General features: G+C 62.5%; 19 protein-coding genes. 7 read left to right on the plus strand and 12 right to left on the minus strand.

Annotated elements, in window-relative coordinates; genetic code table 11:
• Positions 1-95: 95 nt before the first annotated feature.
• The 7 genes from JV551A3_RS00420 to JV551A3_RS00455 form a co-directional block, all read right to left on the minus strand.
• Complete coding sequence (locus tag JV551A3_RS00420) at positions 96-992, minus strand: response regulator (RefSeq protein ID WP_133969755.1); 897 nt, start codon at positions 990-992, stop codon at positions 96-98.
• Between the two features lie 164 nt (positions 993-1156).
• A complete protein-coding gene (gene phoU, locus JV551A3_RS00425; RefSeq protein WP_133969756.1) occupies positions 1157-1927 on the minus strand; it encodes a phosphate signaling complex protein PhoU in 771 nt (256 codons plus the stop codon).
• A 186-nt stretch (positions 1928-2113) separates the two neighbouring features.
• Entirely contained in the window at positions 2114-2947 is an 834-nt protein-coding gene (gene pstB / locus JV551A3_RS00435; protein WP_112249440.1) for a phosphate ABC transporter ATP-binding protein PstB, read from the minus strand.
• A 72-nt stretch (positions 2948-3019) separates the two neighbouring features.
• Positions 3020-4636, minus strand: coding sequence for a phosphate ABC transporter permease PstA (gene pstA, locus JV551A3_RS00440; protein ID WP_177421238.1), 1617 nt, complete (start codon positions 4634-4636; stop codon positions 3020-3022).
• A gap of 71 nt (positions 4637-4707) precedes the next feature.
• Positions 4708-6996 carry an ABC transporter permease subunit gene (locus JV551A3_RS00445; RefSeq protein ID WP_133969758.1) on the minus strand — a complete coding sequence of 763 codons (2289 nt, stop codon included), beginning with the start codon at positions 6994-6996 and terminating at the stop codon, positions 4708-4710.
• A gap of 140 nt (positions 6997-7136) precedes the next feature.
• On the minus strand, positions 7137-8135 hold the full coding sequence (locus JV551A3_RS00450; protein WP_056793940.1) for a phosphate ABC transporter substrate-binding protein PstS: 999 nt from the start codon (positions 8133-8135) through the stop codon (positions 7137-7139).
• Positions 8136-8423: 288 nt separating this feature from the next.
• Complete coding sequence (locus JV551A3_RS00455) at positions 8424-9713, minus strand: MFS transporter (RefSeq protein ID WP_133969759.1); 1290 nt, start codon at positions 9711-9713, stop codon at positions 8424-8426.
• 359 nt (positions 9714-10072) lie between these two features.
• Here JV551A3_RS00455 and JV551A3_RS00460 point away from each other — a divergent pair, with 359 nt between their 5' ends.
• The gene (locus tag JV551A3_RS00460; RefSeq protein ID WP_003253317.1) at positions 10073-10471 is read left to right on the plus strand and encodes an acyl-CoA thioesterase; all 399 of its coding nucleotides are present in this window, start codon (positions 10073-10075) and stop codon (positions 10469-10471) included.
• A gap of 71 nt (positions 10472-10542) precedes the next feature.
• Positions 10543-11439 carry a D-hexose-6-phosphate mutarotase gene (locus JV551A3_RS00465; RefSeq protein WP_133969760.1) on the plus strand — a complete coding sequence of 299 codons (897 nt, stop codon included), beginning with the start codon at positions 10543-10545 and terminating at the stop codon, positions 11437-11439.
• A gap of 122 nt (positions 11440-11561) precedes the next feature.
• Here JV551A3_RS00465 and JV551A3_RS00470 read toward each other — a convergent pair whose 3' ends face one another.
• The 4 genes from JV551A3_RS00470 to purE all read right to left on the minus strand — a co-directional run bounded on the left by JV551A3_RS00470 (position 11562) and on the right by purE (position 14070).
• Complete coding sequence (locus JV551A3_RS00470; RefSeq protein WP_166674200.1) at positions 11562-12095, minus strand: DUF3299 domain-containing protein; 534 nt, start codon at positions 12093-12095, stop codon at positions 11562-11564.
• A 48-nt stretch (positions 12096-12143) separates the two neighbouring features.
• The gene (locus JV551A3_RS00475) at positions 12144-12389 is read right to left on the minus strand and encodes a GlsB/YeaQ/YmgE family stress response membrane protein (RefSeq protein WP_112249445.1); all 246 of its coding nucleotides are present in this window, start codon (positions 12387-12389) and stop codon (positions 12144-12146) included.
• A 96-nt stretch (positions 12390-12485) separates the two neighbouring features.
• Entirely contained in the window at positions 12486-13568 is a 1083-nt protein-coding gene (locus JV551A3_RS00480; RefSeq protein WP_133969761.1) for a 5-(carboxyamino)imidazole ribonucleotide synthase, read from the minus strand.
• 10 nt (positions 13569-13578) lie between these two features.
• Positions 13579-14070, minus strand: a complete 492-nt coding sequence (gene purE, locus JV551A3_RS00485) for a 5-(carboxyamino)imidazole ribonucleotide mutase (RefSeq protein WP_003253304.1) — start codon at positions 14068-14070, stop codon at positions 13579-13581.
• A gap of 304 nt (positions 14071-14374) precedes the next feature.
• Between purE and JV551A3_RS00490 the strand changes: the two genes are divergently transcribed.
• Positions 14375-14932 carry a zinc metalloprotease gene (locus JV551A3_RS00490; protein ID WP_133969762.1) on the plus strand — a complete coding sequence of 186 codons (558 nt, stop codon included), beginning with the start codon at positions 14375-14377 and terminating at the stop codon, positions 14930-14932.
• A 16-nt stretch (positions 14933-14948) separates the two neighbouring features.
• Here the strand turns inward: JV551A3_RS00490 and JV551A3_RS00495 are convergent, their stop codons facing one another.
• On the minus strand, positions 14949-15854 hold the full coding sequence (locus JV551A3_RS00495) for a LysR substrate-binding domain-containing protein (RefSeq protein ID WP_166674201.1): 906 nt from the start codon (positions 15852-15854) through the stop codon (positions 14949-14951).
• Between the two features lie 182 nt (positions 15855-16036).
• Here JV551A3_RS00495 and aspA point away from each other — a divergent pair, with 182 nt between their 5' ends.
• From aspA to JV551A3_RS00520, 4 genes are all read left to right on the plus strand, one after another.
• Positions 16037-17461: an aspartate ammonia-lyase gene (gene aspA / locus JV551A3_RS00500; RefSeq protein ID WP_112249494.1), complete on the plus strand. Its 1425-nt coding sequence runs from the start codon at positions 16037-16039 to the stop codon at positions 17459-17461.
• A 230-nt stretch (positions 17462-17691) separates the two neighbouring features.
• Positions 17692-18684, plus strand: a complete 993-nt coding sequence (locus JV551A3_RS00505) for an AraC family transcriptional regulator (protein WP_133969763.1) — start codon at positions 17692-17694, stop codon at positions 18682-18684.
• A 225-nt stretch (positions 18685-18909) separates the two neighbouring features.
• Positions 18910-19953, plus strand: coding sequence for a histone deacetylase family protein (locus JV551A3_RS00515; protein ID WP_133969764.1), 1044 nt, complete (start codon positions 18910-18912; stop codon positions 19951-19953).
• Entirely contained in the window at positions 19953-21056 is a 1104-nt protein-coding gene (locus JV551A3_RS00520) for a polyamine ABC transporter substrate-binding protein (protein ID WP_133969765.1), read from the plus strand. Before JV551A3_RS00515 ends, JV551A3_RS00520 begins: the two co-directional genes overlap by 1 nt.
• The last annotated feature ends 104 nt before the right edge of the window (positions 21057-21160 follow it).

Consider the following 21160-nt stretch of genomic DNA (forward strand, 5'->3'; position numbering starts at 1 on the left):
ACATTTCTTGCGGCGGCATTGATACTTGGGGGCTGCATTGCAGCCCATTCGCAGCACAAGGCTGCTCCTACGAAAAGCGCGGTGTGAGGCTTGAGTCAGGCGCCGGGGGTGAAATGCTTCTGCGCCGTCCCACGAGCAATCAGCCGCGACAGGTAGTCGAGCTTCTGAGCATCCTGGTCGACGAACTTGAAAGTCAGTTGCAACCAGTCACTGTCGGGCTTGGGTTCCAGTGCCGCGACGGCATGCAGGTAGCCGTTTAGGCGCGCAACTTCGGCGTTCTCGCCCTGCTCCAGGTCCAGCACCGCGCCTTCCAGCACCTGGGGCAGCGCTTCGCCTCGGCGCACCACCAGCAGGGCCTCTTTAAGGCTCAGCGCCTTGATCACGCACGGCTGCATGCCACCGGCCAGGCGCAACTGGCCCTGGCCACGGCCGGTCGGCGCGGAAATGGCGGGCCGGGGGGCGTTGGCCACTGGCCGGGCGGGAGCCGGTGCAGGTGCCGGCGCCGCGACCTTTACCGCTTCAGGCTTGCCGGCTGTCAGCGCATTCAGCGAGTCATTGGCGAACGCCGAGTTGACCCGTGCCTGGCCGCTGGCCATGAGGCTGTCGAGCTTGCCGATCCTGGTCAGGGCCTTTTTCACCTTGGTCAGCAGCTGCTCGTTGGTGAACGGCTTGCCGACAAAATCGGAAACACCCGCCTGGATCGCCTGGATGACGTTTTCCTTGTCGCCACGGCTGGTCACCATGATGAACTGCAGGTTCTTCAACTCAGGCTGCTGGCGGCACCAGGTGAGCAATTCCAGCCCGGACATTTCCGGCATCTCCCAGTCGCACAGGACCAGGTCGAACGCTTCCTTGCCCAGCATGGCCATGGCCTTGCGACCGTTGACGGCGTCGTCGATGGTCATGCCCGGGAAGGCATTGCGCAGGCATTTGCGGACCAGATCACGGATAAACGGGGCGTCATCCACGACCAGCACATTCACTTTACTCATCGATACTCCTTCTGAATCCCGACTAGCCTACCGCCGAATAATGGCCACTTGCTACAACTTGGTCACGCCGGGACTTCTTCACATCGTTCGCGGGTGCCTGCCGGCTCCTCGACCGCAAACGAAAACGCCCGGCCAAGGCCGGGCGTCGATGCTCGGGAGCAACCTTATTTATCGTCAGGTTCGGTCGGAACATTAGCGTTTTCGCCATCGGAAACAGCTGTGCCCTGCACTTCTGCCGTCATGCGCTTGAGGCCCATGTGACGCACGTCGGTGCCGCGCACCAGGTAGATCACCAGCTCGGAGATGTTGCGCGCATGGTCACCGATACGCTCCAGCGAACGCAGGACCCAGATCACGCTCAGTACCCGCGAGATCGAGCGCGGGTCTTCCATCATGTAGGTCACCAGCTCACGCAGGGCGGTCTTGTATTCACGGTCGATAGTCTTGTCGTACTGGGCCACCGACAGTGCCAGGTCGGCGTCGAAGCGGGCAAAGGCGTCCAGCGCGTCGCGGACCATGTTGCGCACCTGGTCACCGATGTGGCGCACCTCGACATAGCCGCGCGGCGACTCGCCTTCCTCGCACAACTGGATGGCGCGACGGGCGATCTTGGTCGATTCGTCACCAATGCGCTCCAGGTCGATCACCGACTTGGAGATGCTGATGATCAGGCGCAGGTCGGAGGCCGCCGGCTGACGACGGGCGAGGATGCGCAGGCATTCCTCGTCGATGTTGCGCTCCATCTGGTTGATCTGCTCGTCGACTTCGCGCACTTGCTGGGCCAGGCCCGAGTCGGCTTCGATCAGCGCAGTGACTGCGTCGTTGACCTGCTTTTCGACCAGGCCGCCCATGGCCAGCAGGTGGCTGCGCACCTCTTCGAGCTCGGCGTTGAACTGCTGGGAAATGTGATGGGTAAGGCTTTCTTTGTTGATCATCGTTCGCTCCGCGAAGAAGCTGCAAGCTTCAAGTAATTCGTGTCGTTCCCTGGTCCACCCTGGCAAACACATCCTGTGGGAGCGGGTTCACCCGCGAACACCGGCGAAGCCGGTGCCAGACACCGCGGCGCCTGCTTCGCGGGTAAACCCGCTCCCACAGGGGCCAGGTACTGTCCCGAGCGGCGATCAGCCGTAGCGACCGGTGATGTAGTCTTCGGTCTGCTTCTTCGCCGGGTTGGTGAACAGGGTGTCGGTATCCCCGAATTCGACCAGTTTGCCCATGTACATGAACGCGGTGTAGTCCGAAACACGGGCCGCCTGCTGCATGTTGTGGGTCACGATGACGATGGTGTACTTGGATTTCAATTCGTAGATCAGTTCCTCGACTTTCAAGGTCGAGATCGGGTCCAGTGCCGAGCACGGTTCGTCGAGCAGCAGCACTTCCGGCTCCACGGCGATGGTGCGGGCAATGACCAGACGCTGTTGCTGGCCACCGGAAAGGCCCAGTGCCGACTCGTGCAAGCGGTCCTTGACCTCGTCCCACAGGGCCGCACCCTTCAGCGCCCATTCAACCGCTTCGTCGAGCACGCGCTTCTTGTTGATGCCCTGGATGCGCAGGCCGTAGACCACGTTTTCGTAGATGGTCTTGGGGAACGGGTTGGGCTTCTGGAACACCATGCCCACACGGCGGCGCAGCTCGGCCACGTCTTCGCCCTTGCGGTAGATGTTGTTGCCATACAGATTGATGGCGCCTTCCACGCGGCAGCCATCAACCAGGTCGTTCATGCGGTTGAAGGTACGCAGCAGGGTCGACTTGCCGCAGCCGGACGGGCCGATGAAGGCGGTCACACGCTGCTTGGGGATGTTCATCTGCACATCGAACAGCGCTTGCTTGTCGCCGTAGAACAGGCTCAGGCCTGGCACTTCGATGGCTACGGTTTCTTCGGCCAGGCGCAGGCTCTGCTTGTCGCGGCCCAGGGCAGACATGTCGATGCCGTGGGCATGGGATTCTTGCTGCATGGTCAACTCCATACGCTAACAATTCGTTTCAAAGGGCCGCCCGGCTCGTGGGCGGCACGCTTGCAATCAGGTTCAGCTGTCGAGGGCTTTGTACTTCTCGCGCAGGTGGTTACGGATCCACACGGCCGAGAGGTTGAGGGCCGCGATCACCAGCACCAGCAGCAACGCGGTGGCATAAACCAGCGGCCGCGCGGCCTCGACGTTGGGGCTCTGGAAGCCGACGTCGTAGATGTGGAAGCCCAGGTGCATGATCTTCTGGTCCAGATGCAGGTACGGGTAGTTCCCGTCCACCGGCAGCGACGGAGCCAGCTTCACCACGCCCACCAGCATAAGCGGCGCCACTTCACCGGCGGCGCGGGCGACGGCGAGGATCATGCCGGTCATCATCGCCGGGCTGGCCATCGGCAGGACGATCTTCCACAGGGTTTCGGCCTTGGTCGCGCCCAGGGCCAGCGAGCCTTCGCGCACGGTGCGCGGGATACGCGCCAGGCCTTCCTCGGTGGCAACGATCACCACCGGCACAGCCAGCAGCGCCAGGGTCAGCGATGCCCACAGCAAGCCCGGGGTACCCAGGGTTGGCGCCGGCAGTGCTTCGGGGAAGAACAGGCGGTCGATCGAGCCACCCAGCACGTAGACGAAGAAGCCCAGGCCGAACACGCCGTAGACGATCGCCGGTACACCGGCCAGGTTGTTCACTGCGATACGGATCAGGCGGGTCACCGGGCCCTGCCTGGCGTATTCGCGGAGGTACACGGCAGCCAGCACACCGAACGGGGTGACGATCACGGCCATGATCAGGGTCATCATCACGGTACCGAAGATGGCCGGGAAGATACCGCCCTCGGTGTTGGCTTCACGCGGATCGTCGCTGAGGAACTCCCAGACCTTGGTGAAGTAGGTGCCCAGCTTGGTGAACCCCGACATGGCATTCGGCTGGATGGCGTGCACCACCTTGCTCAGGTTGATTTCCACTTCACGGCCGTTGCCATCGCTGGCCACCAGGCTGTCGCGGGCGAAGGCCTGGTGCAGGCCAGTCAGACGGTCTTCGATGGCCTTGTAGCGGCTGTTCAGCTCGGCGCGATCAGCGTCCATGTCGGCCTGGGCAGCGGCGTCCAGCTTGCCCTCCAGCTCCAGCTTGCGGGCCTGCAGGCGCAGGCGCTCGAGGCCATGGTTGATGGCACCGATGTCTTTCTTCTCGAGGCTTTGCAGTTCGCTGTTGAGCTGGTTGGCGCGCTTCAGGCGGGCCTGCAGTTCGTTCCAGGCAGCAGCGCCTTCGGCGACCACGCGGCCTTCTTCCTTGACGCTGACCAGGTAGCCGTAGAAGTTGCCCCACTCGCGGCGCTCCAGGGCGATCAGGTCAGTCGGGTGCTTTTCGTCGATCAGCCAGTCGCCGACCACCCAGGTGAAGTCGCTGCCGTTGAGATCTCGGTTGCCCACCTTGATCAGCTCACGGGTCATGAACTCCGGGCCTTGGTCAGGCACTGGCAGGCCGGCGCCCTTCAGGCGGGCACGGGGTACTTCCTCCTTTTGCACCACTTCGCCAATGACAACGTGATCGGCCTGGCCCGGCACCTTGTAAGTGGCCTGGACAAGATCGGCCGGCCAGAAGTGGCCCAGCCCGCGCACGGCAATCACCGCCAGCAGGCCAACGGTCATGATCACTGCCATGGCCACCGCGCCGCCGCTCATCCAGACGCCTGGGGCGCCGCTCTTGAACCAGCCTTTGAGGGAATCCTTTTTCACGGATCGCTACCTTTCTATCAAAGCGACGAGTATTTCTTGCGCAGACGCTGGCGAATCAGCTCGGCCAAGGTGTTCATGATGAAGGTGAACATCAGCAGCACCAGCGCGGCCAGGAACAGCACGCGATAGTGGCTGCCGCCGACTTCCGACTCCGGCATTTCGACGGCCACGTTGGCGGCCAGCGTGCGCATGCCCTCGAACAGGTTCAGCTCCATCACTGGGGTGTTGCCGGTGGCCATCAGCACGATCATGGTCTCGCCCACAGCACGGCCCATGCCGATCATCAGCGCCGAGAAAATACCCGGGCTGGCGGTGAGGATTACCACGCGGGTCAGGGTCTGCCAGGGCGTCGCACCCAGGGCCAGAGAACCCAGGGTCAGGCTGCGCGGCACGCTGAACACGGCGTCTTCGGCGATGGAGTAGATGTTCGGGATGACCGCGAAGCCCATGGCGATACCCACCACCAGGGCGTTGCGCTGGTCGTAGGTTATCCCCAGGTCGTTGGTGATCCACAGGCGCATGTCGCCGCCGAAGAACCAGGTTTCCAGGTGCGGGCTCATGGTCAGAGCGAACCAGCCGGTGAACAGGATGACCGGGATCAGGATCGCCGCTTCCCAGCCATCCGGGATGCGCAGGCGAATCGACTCGGGCAGGCGGGTCCAGGCGAAACCGGCCAGCAGGATACCGAGCGGCATCAGCAGGAACAGGCTGAACACGCCTGGAAGGTGGCCTTCCAGGTACGGGGCGAGGAACAGGCCGGCGAAGAAGCCGAGGATCACCGTCGGCATCGCTTCCATCAGTTCGATCACCGGCTTGACCTTGCGGCGCATGCCCGGGGCCATGAAATAAGCGGTGTAGATGGCTGCGGCAATTGCCAGCGGGGCCGCCAGGATCATGGCGTAGAACGCGGCCTTGAGGGTACCGAAGGTCAGCGGCGACAGGCTCAGCTTGGGCTCGAAGTCGGTGTTCGAAGCGGTCGACTGCCAGACGTATTTCGGCTCGTCGTAGTTCTCGTACCACACCTTGCCCCACAGCGCGCTGAAGGAAACCTCCGGGTGCGGGTTGCGCAGGCTCAGCGGCAGCAGCTTGCCGCCCTCTTCGATGATGATGCGGTTGGCACGTGGCGACAGGGCCAGGATGCCGGGGCCTTCGGCGGCCGGCTCGACCAGCAGGGTACGGTGCGCAGTGCTGTGGAACACGCCCAGCTCGCCTGCGGCGTCGAGGGCGACGAAGCCCTTGCGGCGCTCTTCGGCGTCGATCTGCACGACCGCGGCCTTGCCCATCTGGAAGGTGCGAATCAGCTTGAAGCGCGATTCGCCATCCGGGTCACGGGCCATGAACCACTGGGCCAGACCGCCCTTGGAATCGCCGATGATCAGCGAGATGCCACCGACCAGCTGGGCGGTGGCGGTAATTTCGGTGTCGGCGCTTTCAGACAGCTTGTAGCGGCCGTTGAGGCTCTTGTCGCGCAGGTTGAAGACGTCCGCGGTGGCACGGCCGTTGATCACGTACAGCCACTGCTGACGCGGGTCGATGAAAATGTTCTTCACCGTTTCGGTCATCTGCGGCAGTTCGATGCGGTTCTGCTCGGTGGTGACCTCTTCGGTCATCATGTTTTCGGTGCGGGTCAGCTCGACCACCTGTAGGTGCGCGCCGGTGGAACCGGCCATCAGCAGGGTGTCGCCATTGGCGTTGACGCTGACATGCTCCAGCGCACGGCCCTGCTCGTCGAGCACGAACGGCTGTTCGCCATACGGGTAGTCGATGCCGGGAGCGATGGTTTTCTTGTTGTCCGGATAGGTGACCTTGTAGGTGTGATGGAACACCAGCGCCTGGCCGTTGGACAAGCCCAGCACCACCAGCGGGCTGCCCGGCTGGTCGGCACTGATCGAAGTGACCTGGGTGTCTGCCGGCAGCGGCAGGTCGACACGCTTGAGCTCGTTGCCGGTCTTGGTATCGAAGAACAGTGCCTGGCCCTTGTCCGAAACGCGCATGCCCACCAGGTTCTGCTCTTCAAGCGCGATCATCAGCGACTTGCCGGCATCCTGTTGCAGCCAGGTCGGCTCCAGGGCTTTCTTGCTGGTCAGCTCGGCGCCCTGGAACAGCGGCAGCACCACATAGGCCAGATAGAAGAAGATCAGGGTGATCGCCGCCAATACGGCAAGCCCGCCCACCAGTACATACCAGCGGGTCAGGCGATCCTTGAGCGCGCGCATGCGGCGCTTGCGTTGCAACTCCGGCGTATTGAAATCAATCCGCACGGGCGGGGAGTTTTGGGTCATGTTGGAGTTGGCCAGATCATTCATGCGCACACCCTAGCGGTCCCGTGTGACAAAAACATTACAAAGTGGTGACGCACGAAAGCCCGCCGCTCAGTAAACCTGGCTTCGGACTGGAAATTTCGTGGAAGAGGCCGGGCAGCAGCACCGGCCTCCTCCTCAGTTACTTACTTTTTTGCAACGTTACCCGCGTGGGACAGGCCCAGGTCAGCCAAGGTCTTGTCGACGACTTTGGCCGGCAGCGGGATGTAGCCGTCCTTCACCACTACCTGCTGGCCAGCTTGCGACAGCACCAGCTTGACGAACTCGGCTTCCAGCGGCGCCAGAGGCTTGTTCGGGGCCTTGTTGACGTATACGTACAGGAAGCGCGACAGCGGGTAGGTGCCGTTCAGGGCGTTGGTTTCGTTGTCTTCAACGAACTCGCCGCCTTCCTTCTTGGCCAGGGCCACGGTCTTGACGCTGGCGGTCTTGTAGCCGATACCCGAGTAGCCGATGCCGTTCAGCGAGGAGCTGATCGACTGCACGACCGAAGCCGAGCCAGGTTGTTCGTTGACGTTAGGCTTGAAGTCGCCTTTGCACAGGGCTTCTTCCTTGAAGTAGCCGTAGGTGCCCGATACCGAGTTACGGCCGAACAGCTGCACTGGCTTGTTGGCCAGGTCGCCGGTCACGCCCAGGTCACCCCAGGTCTTGACGTCGGCTTTGCCACCGCACAGGCGGGTGGAAGAGAAGATGGCGTCGACCTGGGCCATGGTCAGGCCTTTGATCGGGTTGTCCTTGTGCACGAACACAGCCAGGGCGTCTACGGCGACCGGGATGGCGGTCGGCTTGTAGCCGTACTTCTGCTCGAAGGCCTGCAGCTCGACGTCCTTCATCTTGCGGCTCATCGGGCCGAGGTTGGCGGTGCCTTCGGTCAGCGCGGGTGGCGCGGTGGAGGAGCCGGCAGCCTGGATCTGGATGTTTACGTTCGGATATTCCTTCTTGTAGGCCTCGGCCCACAGGGTCATCAGGTTGGCGAGGGTGTCCGAACCGACGCTGGAGAGGTTGCCCGAAACACCGGTGGTCTTGGTGTAGGTCGGGATCGCAGGATCGACAGCGGCTACCGCGTTGGCGGTTGCAACGCCAGCGGCGGCAAAGGTGAGGGCCGCCATCAAACGCTTCAGTTTCATGCCTTGCTCCTAGCAGGAATATTGGGGTGTTGGATGGAACGGGCCCAAGTATCTGCAGGCCGCATGAATACGATATGACTTGAATATGACAATTGGATGAAAGGCCATCACTGAAGAGCGCACGCTTTCTCGCCACAGACGCCGATCCTTGTGGGAGCGGCCTTGTGTCGCGAAAGGGCTGCAAGGCAGCCCCGGCAATTCATGCTTCTACACTGAGCACTTGGGGCCGCGCTGCGGCCCTTTCGCGACACAAGGCCGCTCCCACAATGACTGTGTCAGCCATGCCGATCAGCGCTTGTTGGCGAGCAGGTACAGACCCACGGCCAGACCAACGGCACACAGCCCCGCCACATAGTAGGCAGGCGCCATCGGGCTCACTTTCAGCAGCGCAGTCACCACCATCGGCGTCAGCCCGCCGAAGATCGCGTACGCCACGTTGTACGAGAACGACAGCCCGCTGAAGCGCACCACCGCCGGGAATGCCTTGACCATCACATAAGGCACCGCACCGATCACGCCCACACACAGGCCAGTCACCGCATACAGCGGGAACAGCAGCTCGGGCCGGGTCGGCAGGCTGTGGAAGAAGGTCCAGGAACTTGCCAGCAGCAGCAGGCTGCCGACCACGAACACCCGCCCCGCACCGAAGCGGTCTGCCAGGCTGCCAGCACCGATGCAGCCAAAGCTGAGCAGCACGATCGCCATGCTGTTGGCCTTGAGCGAGTCGATAGGGCTGATGTGGTAGATGCTCTGCAGCAGTGCCGGGGTCATCAGGATGACTACCACGATGGCGGCCGACAGCATCCAGGTCAGCAGCATCGACAGGATGATTGCACCACGATGGTCGCGCAGCACCGCGCGCAACGGCAGCTCCTCGGCCAGCGCCTTGCGCTGCTGCATCTCGGCGAACACCGGGGTTTCGTGCAGCCAACGGCGCAGGTACACCGAGAACAGGCCGAACACACCGCCAAGCAGGAACGGGATACGCCAGGCGTAATCGGCCACTTCTTCGGCGCTGTACACGCTGTTGATCAAGGTGGCCACCAGCGAGCCCAGCAGAATGCCCGCGGTCAGGCCCGCAGTCAGGGTGCCGCAGGCGTAGCCGGTGTTGCGCGCCGGCACGTGCTCGGACACGAACACCCAGGCGCCCGGTACCTCGCCACCGATTGCAGCGCCCTGGATCACGCGCATCAGCAGTAGCAGGATCGGCGCCAGCATGCCGATCTGTGCATAAGTCGGCAGCAAGCCCATGATCAGCGTTGGCAGGGCCATCATGAAGATGCTCAGGGTGAACATCTTCTTGCGCCCGAGCAGGTCACCGAAGTGAGCCATGATGATGCCGCCCAGCGGCCGCGCCAGGTAGCCGGCGGCAAAAATGCCGAAGGTTTGCATCAGGCGCAGCCATTCGGGCATGTCGGCCGGGAAGAACAGCTTGCCGACCACCGTGGCGAAGAACACGAAGATGATGAAGTCGTAGAACTCCAGCGCGCCGCCCAGGGCGGACAGTGAGAGGGTCTTGTAGTCACTGCGGGTCAGCGGCCGCGAGGGCTGCTCGATACTGCTCGGCACGGAAGTCATCGCTGATTGTTCTCTTTGTAGGCATGCAGGCCGCTTGGCACGCGGCTTCTGGATTGGGGAGACAAGCGAAGATAGCAAATTGCTGAGCTGCGCCGAAAGCGATACAAAATCCCTACACATATTCATGAATGCACGGTCGTCGCTGGCCGTTATGCTCTATATACTGGCAGTTCGTAGGAAAAGGTTGCTGCTAGCGTGGGATGTTGTGCGAAAACGCCGGTCTTTATGTCAGGCGGTTTCGCAGAGTTTCCCTACGGCCGCTCAGTGAAACGAAATCGGCGTAGTATGTTTCAAGCTGAATCGTTTACCCGGCCTTGCGCCACCCCAACGAAAGCGTCACGGGTCAGAGGCCCCATCGCATGATTGAGCTCGAACAAGAAGATCCTATCCCGCAAGGTGACCTGGCCTTGCAGATCACAGCCCTGCCGCGCGAGACCAACGGGTTTGGCGACATCTTCGGCGGCTGGCTGGTCGCCCAGATGGACCTGGCCGGTACCGCCATGGCCAGCCGCGTCGCTGGCGGCCGCGTGGCCACCGTGGCCATCGACCGCATGGCCTTTCTGGTCCCGGTCGCCGTCGGCGCTCAACTGTCGTTCTATACCCAGACCCTGGAAATCGGCCGCAGCTCGATCCAGATGATGGTCGAAGTGTGGAGTGACGACCCGCTGTCCAGCGAATGGCGCAAGGTTACCGAAGCCGTCTTCGTCTTCGTCGCCATCGACGGCAGTGGCCGCACCCGCTCCGTACCTCGTCGCTGAGCCGCGCCGGCGGTAAACTCATTGCATGTGCCCGGGTCCAAGGCCCACTGGCAATCAATGAGATGAATGCAATGGCTACCTTCCAGGTCGTAACCGAGCAACATGGCGAACTCAGCTGCTGGCGTATCAGCAGCGCCCACGCCGAACTACTGGTCGCCCAGCAGGGCGCGCAGATTCTCAGCTACCAGCGCGTTGGCCAGCCACCGCTGCTGTGGCTGAGCGACCAGGCCATCTTCCGTCAGGGCAAGTCGGTACGCGCCGGTGTACCGGTGTGCTGGCCGTGGTTCGGCAACCTGCAGCGCAACCCCCAGGCCGTGCAGGCCATGTACAACGGCGAACAGGCACCCGCGCATGGCCTGGCGCGGGCGCGCGGCTGGCAATTGCTGGGTATCGAGGAAACGGGCACGACCCTGCGGATCGAATTCGAGCTGCCTGAAGCGCAGGGTGAGCTTCCCGGCTGGCCGCATGATGTAGAGCTGAAGCTGGTGGTGGAGCTGGGTGAAGACCTGACCCTGAACCTGACCAGCCGCAATATGGGCAATACCCCCGTCACCATCAGCCAGGCCCTGCACAGCTACTTCGCGGTCAGTGATGTGCGCCAGGCGCGGGTCGAAGGGGTCGAGGGGCTGAGCTATATCGAGACCCTGGCTGACTGGGAGCAGCGCCAGCAGCAGGGGTCGTTGGGGTTTGCAGGGGAGACTGACCGGATCTACCTGGCGACCCCGCAAACCTTGAGCATCGTCGACCCGCATTGGGAGCGACGCATTACCTTGACCAGCAGCGGGTCGCGTTCGGCGGTGATCTGGAACCCTTGGACCGAACGGGCCAGGGAACTACCGGACATGGCCGATAATGGGTGGCAGCGGATGCTGTGCATCGAGACGGCGAATGTGTGGGATGACCTGGTGGAGTTGAAGCCAGGGGGAAGCAGTTCGCTGGGGGTCAGGATTGGCTGTGAAATGATCTGAGTTTTGCAGTGTCTGTTCGGGCCCCTTCGCGGGTAAACCCGCTCCCACAGGGTCTCCACGATATTCAAGGTTTGTGACGACCTGTGGGAGCGGGTTTACCCGCGAAAGGGCGGTACAGGCAATCAGAGGTCTGCGTCCTCCACCACCCTCACCTTCCCCGCATCCAGCGCATAGGCCGCATCGGCCAGGTCGTTGCTGACCTTTTCCACCTTCAGCTTGCCGCTGACCCACAGCGGTGTGTAGATATCATCGATCTTCAGGCCTTTCGGGTAGCGCACCAACACCAACTGGTTCGGCGGTGGTGGTGGCACATGGATGCACGCGCCCGGGTAAGGCACCAGGAAAAACAGCGTGCTGTTGCCCTTGGCGTCGCTCTCCAGGGGCACCGGGTAGCCGCCCAGGCGAATATCCTTGCCGTTCATGGATGCCACAGTCTTGGTCGAGTACATCACCGCCGGCAGGCCCTTGCTCTGCTTCAGGCCGCCCTTGTCGGTAAAGGTGCCCATGGCTTCTGGGGAGTTGTGGTCGATTTCAGGCATTTGCTCGAGCGCCTGCTGGTCCGACTTTGGCATCAGCTCCAGCCAGTCGGTTTCAGGCAGTTCGGCATGAGCCAGGGTACTGGCCAACAGCAGTGAGGCGAGGAAAAAGGCACGCATGAAAATGCTCGGCAACTCGAATGAATTGCCGGGCATTCTAACCAGTATTCAGCGTTTCTTGATGAATCCGTAGATCACCAGGAGGACGACTGCCCCCACCAGCGCGCCAAAGAAGCCCGCGGCCTCTCCGGCTTGATAGATACCCAGCGCCTGGCCGCCGTAGGTGGCCAACAGGGAGCCGGCAATACCCAGCAGGATGGTCATGATCCAGCCCATGCTGTCGTCGCCCGGCTTGATGAAGCGGGCCAGCAGGCCGACGATGAGGCCGATGAAGATGGTTCCAATGATGCCCATGGCGATCCCTCTGCAGTGATGATGGAACAAGCCAAAGCCTAGACAGCGCTCTGGCTTGTTGCCATTTCAGAGGGCAAGCCGCTGGTAGAAGTTCGATCAGTTGCCGATCAGGGCTTCTACTTCGGCAATCTTGCGTTCGAGAGTGGCCATGTCGTGGCAGCGCAGGGTGGCGTGGCCAACCTTGCGACCAACCTTGAAGGCCTTGCCGTAGTGGTGCAGGTGGCAGTCACCGATGGCAACCACCTTGTCCACTGCCGGCACTTCACCGATGAAGTTGAGCATCGCGCTTTCGCCCACCTTGGCGGTCGAGCCCAGCGGCAGGCCGGCGACGGCGCGCAGGTGGTTCTCGAACTGGCTGCATTCAGCGCCTTCGATGGTCCAGTGCCCGGAATTGTGCACACGCGGGGCGATTTCGTTGGCCTTGAGGCCTCCGTCGACTTCGAAGAACTCGAAGGCCATCACGCCCACATAGTCCAGTTGCTTGAGCACGCGGCCCACGTAGTCTTCGGCCAGAGCCTGCAGCGGGTGCGCCTGGCTGGCGACCGACAGGCGCAGGATGCCGCTTTCGTGGGTGTTGTGCACCAGCGGGTAGAAGCGGGTTTCGCCATCACGGGCACGCACGGCCACCAGCGACACTTCGCCGGTGAACGGCACGAAGCCTTCCAGCAGGCACGGCACGCTGCCCAGCTCGGCAAAGGTACCAACCACATCCTCAGGCGTGCGCAGCACCTTCTGGCCCTTGCCGTCGTAACCCAGTGTGCGGGTTTTCAGCACGGCCGGCAGGCCGATACTGGCCACTGCGGCGTCAAGGTCGGCCTGCGAGAGGATGTCGGCGAAGGCCGGGGTGGGGATACCCAGGTCGCGGAACATGCTCTTCTCGAACAGGCGGTCACGGGCGATGCGCAGCGCTTCGGCGCTGGGGTACACCGGCACGAACTGCGAGAGGAAGGCCACGGTCTCGGCCGGGACGCTTTCGAACTCGAAGGTGACCAGGTCGACTTGGTCAGCCAGCTGGCGCAGGTGGTCCTGGTCGCCGTAGTCGGCACGCAGGTGCTCGCCCAGCGGCGCGGCGCAGGCGTCCGGCGCCGGGTCGAGGAAAGCGAAGTTCATGCCCAGCGGGGTACCCGCCAGGGCCAGCATGCGGCCCAGCTGGCCGCCACCGATTACACCGATCTTCATGGGTTGAGCCTCAAGCCTGGCGCGGGTCTGGGTTGTCCAGCACGGTGTCAGTCTGCTCCGTGCGGAACTGCTTGAGCGCCGCGTGGTATTGCGGGTACTTGGCGCCGAGAATGCTGGCCGACAGCAGCGCGGCGTTGACCGCTCCGGCACGACCGATAGCCAAGGTGGCAACCGGCACGCCGGCTGGCATCTGCACGATCGACAGCAGCGAATCGACACCCGACAGCATCGACGATTGCACGGGCACGCCAAGCACCGGCAGGTGGGTCTTGGCAGCGCACATGCCTGGCAGGTGGGCTGCGCCACCGGCACCGGCGATGATCACCTCGATGCCACGGCCCTCAGCCTCCTCGGCATACTGGAACAGCAGATCCGGGGTGCGGTGGGCGGAAACCACCTTCACTTCGTAGGGAATGCCGAGTTTTTCCAGCATATCGGCGGTGTGGCTAAGGGTGGACCAATCGGACTTGGAGCCCATGATCACGCCAACCAGTGCACTCATCGTCGAGCCTCTTCGCTTGTGCGCCCTTGGGCGCGTCAAAAAACAACAAGCCACGCGGGACGACCGGCGTGGCTTGTTTGCTGATCAGACCGGACGCATCCGGTCGAAAGGCCGCGCAGTATACCGTAACCCAAGGCGTTGCTGGCACCCCTGGCGACCAACTGTCGCCCTTATTTTTCGGGGCTTTGGCTGACTCGAAAGTCAGCTGGCCATGAGGTTGCGCGCAGCGGAAGAGGTTCTATCTGCAACTCGACGGGCTCTACCCACATGCTGCTCCAACCCCCCCATGACACGGAGCCTGAAAATGAGCGATAGCAAAGAAACCCTGCACATCTGGCTGTATCTGCACGATGACGTTTCCGACATGAGTCTGATCAGCCTGGGCGATGACTACCTGATACCACTGAAGAATGAACTCCTCAGTTTCCTCGATCTCGATGTGAGGTTCATCATCGAAGACACTCATACGCCTGGCGTGACCGACTTCGACTACAAGATCGGCCCCGAGCAAGCCGTTGCTGACTGGGAAGAACGGTTGAAAGCCCGCGGCCTGATCACCCCGGGCCTGCACAAATATCTGCTGGTCACTCGGGACGACCTGGATTTCACGACCAAGGGTATTGCCAAGATTGAAGAGCAGGTCGGCATCGCCTCGATCAAAACCTACATGGCCATCGGCCATGAAGTCGGCCACATGCTCGGCGCCGTCCATGAGGATGCCGAGACCTTCTTCGAGGGAGGCTGGTGGAAAGACTCTTACACCAAGAGCTACAACCCTCTCAAAGGCAACGCACACCGCTACAGCGACGCCAATCGGAGAAACATCAAGCGCCATTTGGCAACCCTGACCGGGGAAAGCTGACCCGACCCAGGCGCCCTCATTCGGGCGCCATACCCGACTCGAGCTTGCGCCAGAGCAGCCGGACGTTGGCCTTGCGCACCAGGGCGCAGCGGTACAGGCGGATTTCCAGCGGTACGTGCCATTGGCTACCGCCGCATACTGCCAGTTCGCCGCGCTCCAGTTCGCCGCGCATCGACAGGCGCGGCACCCAGGCGATACCCATGCCCTCCAACGCCATGCTCTTGAGGCTGTCGGCCATGGCAGTTTCGTAGACCGTGGTGTAGCGCAGATTGCGCTGGCGCAACAGCAGATTGACCGAGCGGCCAAGGAAGGCGCCGGCGGTGTAGGCCAACAGCGGCACACTTCCCTCGCCTTCCAAGTCGAACAACGGCTTACCGTCAGCATCCACAGCGCACACAGGCAACATTTCGGTGGTACCCATGTGCAGCGACGGGAAGATTTCGGCGTCCATCTGCAGGGCGGCATCCGGATCATAGAAGGCCAACATCAGGTCGCAGCCTCCTTCGCGTAATGCATGCACGGCATCCCCGACGTTGGTCGCAACCAGACGGGTGGCGATGTTCAACCCATCGTTGCGCAACTGGGCCACCCAACGCGGGAAAAAGCCCGACGCCAGGGAGTGTGCCGCAGCCACCTGCACCACTTCGCCCTGCCCGCCTTCCAGATGATGCAAATGGCGCAGAATTTCGCTCAACTGGTCGACAACGGTACGTGCCGTGACAAGAAAAAGCTGGCCGGCCTCAGTCAGTTCGATTGGCGTGCGGGAACGATTCACCAACTGCAGGCCCAAGGCTGCTTCAAGGCTGCGAATACGCCTGCTGAAGGCGGGTTGAGTCACGAAACGCCGTTCTGCCGCCTGGGAAAAACTGCGGGTTGCTGCCAGCGCGCTGAAGTCTTCCAGCCATTTGCTTTCAAGGTTCACGAAGCACATCTCCCGGCGTGCACCAAAATGGAACACGCTCGAATGTCAATTGGCGTCACATGAAACACTATGCCGTTTGTGCATAGGTTAGCGTGCAACAGCATTGGCCGCAAAATCACCTTCAGGCCTAGGATTGGCGCCATTCCGGCATGTGCCGGGTCAAATTCGAGATGATATACATCATGTCCTCCGCTGCATCGTTCCGCGTCGAAAAAGATTTGTTGGGTACCCTTGAAGTTCCTGCAGATGCCTACTATGGCATCCAGACCCTGCGCGCTGCCAACAACTTCCACCTCTCCGGTGTTCCGCTGTCGCACTACCCGAAGCTGGTCGTGGCCCTGGCCATGGTCAAGCAGGCTGCTGCCGACGCCAACCGTGAGCTGGGTCACCTGAGCGATGCCAAGCACGCTGCCATCACTGCAGCCTGTGCCCGCCTGATCAAAGGCGATTACCACGACCAGTTCGTGGTGGACATGATCCAGGGCGGTGCTGGTACTTCTACCAACATGAACGCCAACGAAGTCATCGCTAACGTCGCGCTGGAGGCCATGGGCCACCAGAAGGGTGAGTACCAGTACCTGCACCCGAACAACGACGTGAACATGGCGCAGTCGACCAACGACGCCTATCCGACAGCCATCCGTCTGGGCCTGCTGCTGGGCCACGACGCGCTGCTGGCCAGCCTCGACAGCCTGATCCAGGCCTTCGCTGCCAAGGGCAAAGAGTTCGACCACGTACTGAAGATGGGCCGTACCCAGCTGCAGGACGCCGTACCGATGACCCTGGGCCAGGAATTCCGCGCCTTCGCCACCACCATGACCGAAGACCTGCAGCGCCTGCGCTCGCTGGCCCCGGAACTGCTGACCGAAATCAACCTGGGCGGTACCGCCATCGGCACCGGCATCAACGCCGACCCTGGCTACCAGGCCTTGGCCGTACAGCGTCTGGCTACCATCAGCGGCCAGCCGCTGGTACCGGCTGCCGACCTGATCGAAGCGACCTCCGACATGGGCGCCTTCGTACTGTTCTCGGGCATGCTCAAGCGTACCGCAGTCAAACTGTCGAAGATCTGCAACGACCTGCGCCTGCTGTCCAGCGGCCCGCGCACCGGCATCAACGAGATCAACCTGCCAGCGCGTCAGCCAGGCAGCTCGATCATGCCAGGCAAGGTCAACCCAGTTATCCCTGAAGCCGTCAACCAGGTGGCCTTCGCCATCATGGGCAACGACCTGGCCCTGACCGTCGCCGCCGAAGGTGGGCAGCTGCAGCTGAACGTGATGGAGCCGCTGATCGCCTACAAGATCTTCGACTCGATCCGCCTGCTGCAACGTGCCATGGACATGCTGCGCGAGCATTGCATCGTCGGCATCACCGCCAACGAACAGCGCTGCCGTGAACTGGTCGAGCACTCGATCGGCCTGGTCACCGCCCTGAACCCGTACATCGGCTACGAAAACGCCACCCGTATCGCCCGCGTTGCCCTGGAAACCGGCCGCGGCGTACTGGAACTGGTGCGCGAAGAGAAGCTCCTGGACGACGCGATGCTCGACGACATCCTGCGCCCGGAAAACATGATCGCTCCCCGTCTGGTTCCGCTGAAGGCGTAACCAGGCCGCTGTAAACAGTCTCACCAGGTCGAGGGACTAGACACCTCTCAACCTTTCCAAGGCCCGAGCCTATGCTTCGGGCCTTTTTTTTGCCTGCAGGATTTGGGGGCTGCTTTGCAGCCCATCGCGACGCAAGGCCGCTCCCACAGGGACCGCGGCTTGCCTGGAACCCAGCATTCCGGCACACAACTTGCTCCATAATGCGTCCCAGGCCAACGGGATTACCCAGCATGCTGCACAGCCACCTCACCACCCTCAACGCGGTTTCGCTGATCCTCAACGTATTCCAGGCAGACGGTTGCGAAGCGTCGGCGCTGCTGGCCGGCAGCGGCATCGGCCCGGCGGACCTGGGGCACGCCGATGCGCGCATCACCACCCAGCAGGAACTGCAGGTGTGTGCCAACGCCGTTGCCCGGCGCGAGGATATCGGCCTGGAACTGGGCCGGCGCATGCATGTGTCGTGCTACGGCATGCTCGGTTACGCCCTGCTCTCCAGTGCCACTTTGGGTGACGCCTTGCGCTTGGCGCTGCAGTATCCGGCACTGCTGGGAACAGTCTTCAAGCTGCGTCTGCTCGACGACGGCCAGCGCGTCTGGTTCAGCGCCAGCGACTACCACGACAGCCCGACGCTGACCGCCTTCAATGCCGAGTTCTGCCTGGTATCGCTGAAAGTCATCTGCGACGACCTGCTCGGCCGACCGCTGCCCCTGCTGGGCGCCCGCTTCGAACACCCACGCCCGGGCTACCATGCCCTCTATGCCGGTGCGTTCCAGTGCCCGATCGGGTTCAGTGCCGAGGACAACGCCTTTGCCTTTGAACGGCGCTGGCTGGACACGCCACTGCCGCTGGCCGACCCGATTACCCACAAGGCCATGAGCGAACGCTGCCGGCGCCTGAACCTTGAATTCACAGGCCGCCAGGCCTGGCTGGGGCGGATTCGCCAACTGCTGGCGCAACAACTGGATGCAGCGCCCGGGCTGGAAGGGCTGGCACGGCAGATGAACTGCTCATCGCGCACCCTGCGCCGGCATTTACAGGCGTTGGGCAGCAGTTATCAACAGCTGCTGGATGAATTGAGATTCGAACGGGCCAAGCAGTTGCTGGCTGATGAGCAGATGCCGATCTATCGGATTGCCGAGTCCCTGGGGTTCAGCGAGACCGCCAGTTTCCGGCATGCCTTCCAGCGCTGGAGCGGTGTGGCGCCCAGTCACTTCCGCGGTTGACCTGTACCGGCCTCTTCGCGGGCTTGCCCGCTCCCACAGGTTCAGCACAACTCCCCAGTGTTGTGGAATACCTGTGGGAGCGGGCGCGCCCGCGAAGAGGTCGGTACAGGCAAAGCGGGCCAGAGAGCTTGGCCACATCGATCCCCTTTTGGCCACTTGCGTCGTTCTCCCTCACTGGCCCACCCATGAAAATGGGCCCACGCCAGTACCCACCGGAGAACAATAATGCTGACGATCTATTCCGATGACCACCGCCTGCACCACGGCCGCTGCGAGCTGATCGACGGCAAGCTGATGCCCTGTTTCGAAATGCCGTCACGCGCCGACCATGTGCTCGACCAGGTAAAAAAGCGCAACCTCGGCGACATCCAGGGCCCCACCGACTTCGGGCGCGCACCGTTGCTGCGCATCCACAGCGCCGGCTATCTGGACTTTTTCGAAGGCGCCTGGGCGCGCTGGGCGGCACTGGGCCAGGAAGGCGACCTGCTGCCGTTCACCTGGCCCGCACGCACCCTGCGCAAGGTAAAACCCACCGGCCTGCACGGTGAATTGGGCTACTACAGCTTTGATGCTGGCGCACCGATCACCGCCGGAACCTGGCAGGCTGCCTACAGCGCCGCCCAGGTCGCCCTTACCGCCCAGGCGGCGATCCAGCAAGGCGCCCATTCGGCCTTTGCCCTGTGCCGCCCGCCAGGGCACCACGCCGCTGGCGAAGTCATGGGTGGCTATTGCTACCTGAACAACGCCGCCATCGCCGCCCAGGCCTTCCTCGACCAGGGTCGGCGCAAGGTCGCCATCCTCGACGTCGACTACCACCACGGCAACGGCACCCAGGATATCTTCTACCACCGCAACGATGTGTTCTTCGCCTCGATCCATGGCGACCCGCGCGACGAGTTCCCGTTCTTCCTCGGCCACGCCGATGAAACCGGCGAGGGTGCCGGTGAAGGCTGCAACATCAACTACCCACTGCCGGCCGGCAGCGACTGGGCCGCCTGGAGCGCCGCCCTGGAGGACGCCTGCCAGCGCATCGCCGCTTATGACGCAGATGTACTGGTGATCTCGCTGGGCGTTGATACCTTCAAGGACGACCCGATCTCGCAGTTCAAGCTGGACAGCCCGGACTACCTGGAAATGGGCAAGCGCATCGCCCAACTCGGCAAGCCGACCCTGTTCGTGATGGAAGGCGGCTACGCTGTGGAAGAAATCGGTATCAACGCGGTCAATGTGCTGGAAGGCTTCCAGCACGCCCAGCCAGGAGCCCGGTAATGGTCCGACTCAAGCGTCTGCTCGCCCCGTTCATCGCCGCTGCCCTGTTCACCGGTGCCCTGCAGGCCCAGGCCGAACAGCGCACCCTGCGGGTGTACAACTGGTTCGACTACATCACCCCGCAAACCCTCACCGAGTTCCAGAAAGACAGCGGGGTGAAGCTGGTCTACGACATCTTCGACACCAACGAGGCGCTGGAAGCCAAGCTGCTGACCGGCAACTCCGGGTATGACGTGGTAGTACCGTCGAACGTGTTCCTCGCCAAGCAGATCGAAGCGGGTGTGTTCCAGCCGCTGGACCGCAGCAAGCTGCCGAACTGGCAGCACCTGGACCCGGCGCTGATGAAGCTGATCGAGGCCAACGACCCCGGCAACAAATTTGCCGTGCCCTACATGTACGGCACCGTACTGATCGGCTTCAACCCGGCCAAGGTCAAGGCTGCGCTCGGCGACAACGCCCCGCTGGACAGCTGGGACCTGATCTTCAAGGAAGAGAACATCGCCAAGCTCAAGCAATGCGGCGTGGCCCTGCTCGACTCGCCGTCGGAGATCATGCCGCTGGCCCTGCAATACCTGGGCTTGCCACCGAACAGCGACAAACCGGCTGATTACAAGAAAGCCGAAGCGCTGATGCTGAAGATCCGCCCGCACATCACCTACTTCCATTCCTCGAAGTACATGGCTGACATCGCCAACGGCGATATCTGCGTGGCAGTGGGCTACAGCGGCAGCTTCTCGCAGGCCGCCAACCGGGCCCGCGAGGCGAAGAATGGCGTGGTGGTGGACATGCGCCTGCCCAAGGAAGGTGCACCGATCTGGTTCGACATGCTGGCGATTCCTAAGAACGCGGCCAACCCGGAAGATGCCCACGCGTTCATCAACTACCTGCTGCGGCCCGAGGTGATTGCGCCGATCAGCGACTTTGTCGGGTACCCGAACCCGAACAAGGACGCGACTGACAAGGTGAGCCCGGCGATTCGCAACAACCCCAACCTGTATCCGACGGCGGAGGCGATGGCCAAGCTGTATACCCTCAAGCCCCTGGCGCGGGATGCCGAGCGGGCTCGGACCAGGGCCTGGACGCGGATCAAGTCCGGAACCTGAGTGCCAACGGTCATGCATCAATTTTCTGGCCTGCGCGGACCTCGTAGGAGCGGCCTTGTGTCGCGATGGGCTGCAAAGCAGCCCCAGGGTCTTAGCGTAGATGC

It is taken from the genome of Pseudomonas inefficax (genome assembly GCF_900277125.1).
GTDB lineage: Bacteria > Pseudomonadota > Gammaproteobacteria > Pseudomonadales > Pseudomonadaceae > Aquipseudomonas > Aquipseudomonas inefficax.

Coding starts and splice junctions, on each gene's coding strand:
- JV551A3_RS00420 (WP_133969755.1), bottom strand. CDS start 992: ATGAGTAAAGTGAATGTGCTGGTCGTGGATGACGCCCCGTTTATCCGT.
- phoU (WP_133969756.1), bottom strand. CDS start 1,927: ATGATCAACAAAGAAAGCCTTACCCATCACATTTCCCAGCAGTTCAAC.
- pstB (WP_112249440.1), bottom strand. CDS start 2,947: ATGCAGCAAGAATCCCATGCCCACGGCATCGACATGTCTGCCCTGGGC.
- pstA (WP_177421238.1), bottom strand. CDS start 4,636: ATGAGCGGCGGCGCGGTGGCCATGGCAGTGATCATGACCGTTGGCCTG.
- JV551A3_RS00445 (WP_133969758.1), bottom strand. CDS start 6,996: ATGAATGATCTGGCCAACTCCAACATGACCCAAAACTCCCCGCCCGTG.
- JV551A3_RS00450 (WP_056793940.1), bottom strand. CDS start 8,135: ATGAAACTGAAGCGTTTGATGGCGGCCCTCACCTTTGCCGCCGCTGGC.
- JV551A3_RS00455 (WP_133969759.1), bottom strand. CDS start 9,713: ATGACTTCCGTGCCGAGCAGTATCGAGCAGCCCTCGCGGCCGCTGACC.
- JV551A3_RS00460 (WP_003253317.1), top strand. CDS start 10,073: ATGATTGAGCTCGAACAAGAAGATCCTATCCCGCAAGGTGACCTGGCC.
- JV551A3_RS00465 (WP_133969760.1), top strand. CDS start 10,543: ATGGCTACCTTCCAGGTCGTAACCGAGCAACATGGCGAACTCAGCTGC.
- JV551A3_RS00470 (WP_166674200.1), bottom strand. CDS start 12,095: ATGCGTGCCTTTTTCCTCGCCTCACTGCTGTTGGCCAGTACCCTGGCT.
- JV551A3_RS00475 (WP_112249445.1), bottom strand. CDS start 12,389: ATGGGCATCATTGGAACCATCTTCATCGGCCTCATCGTCGGCCTGCTG.
- JV551A3_RS00480 (WP_133969761.1), bottom strand. CDS start 13,568: ATGAAGATCGGTGTAATCGGTGGCGGCCAGCTGGGCCGCATGCTGGCC.
- purE (WP_003253304.1), bottom strand. CDS start 14,070: ATGAGTGCACTGGTTGGCGTGATCATGGGCTCCAAGTCCGATTGGTCC.
- JV551A3_RS00490 (WP_133969762.1), top strand. CDS start 14,375: ATGAGCGATAGCAAAGAAACCCTGCACATCTGGCTGTATCTGCACGAT.
- aspA (WP_112249494.1), top strand. CDS start 16,037: ATGTCCTCCGCTGCATCGTTCCGCGTCGAAAAAGATTTGTTGGGTACC.
- JV551A3_RS00505 (WP_133969763.1), top strand. CDS start 17,692: ATGCTGCACAGCCACCTCACCACCCTCAACGCGGTTTCGCTGATCCTC.
- JV551A3_RS00515 (WP_133969764.1), top strand. CDS start 18,910: ATGCTGACGATCTATTCCGATGACCACCGCCTGCACCACGGCCGCTGC.
- JV551A3_RS00520 (WP_133969765.1), top strand. CDS start 19,953: ATGGTCCGACTCAAGCGTCTGCTCGCCCCGTTCATCGCCGCTGCCCTG.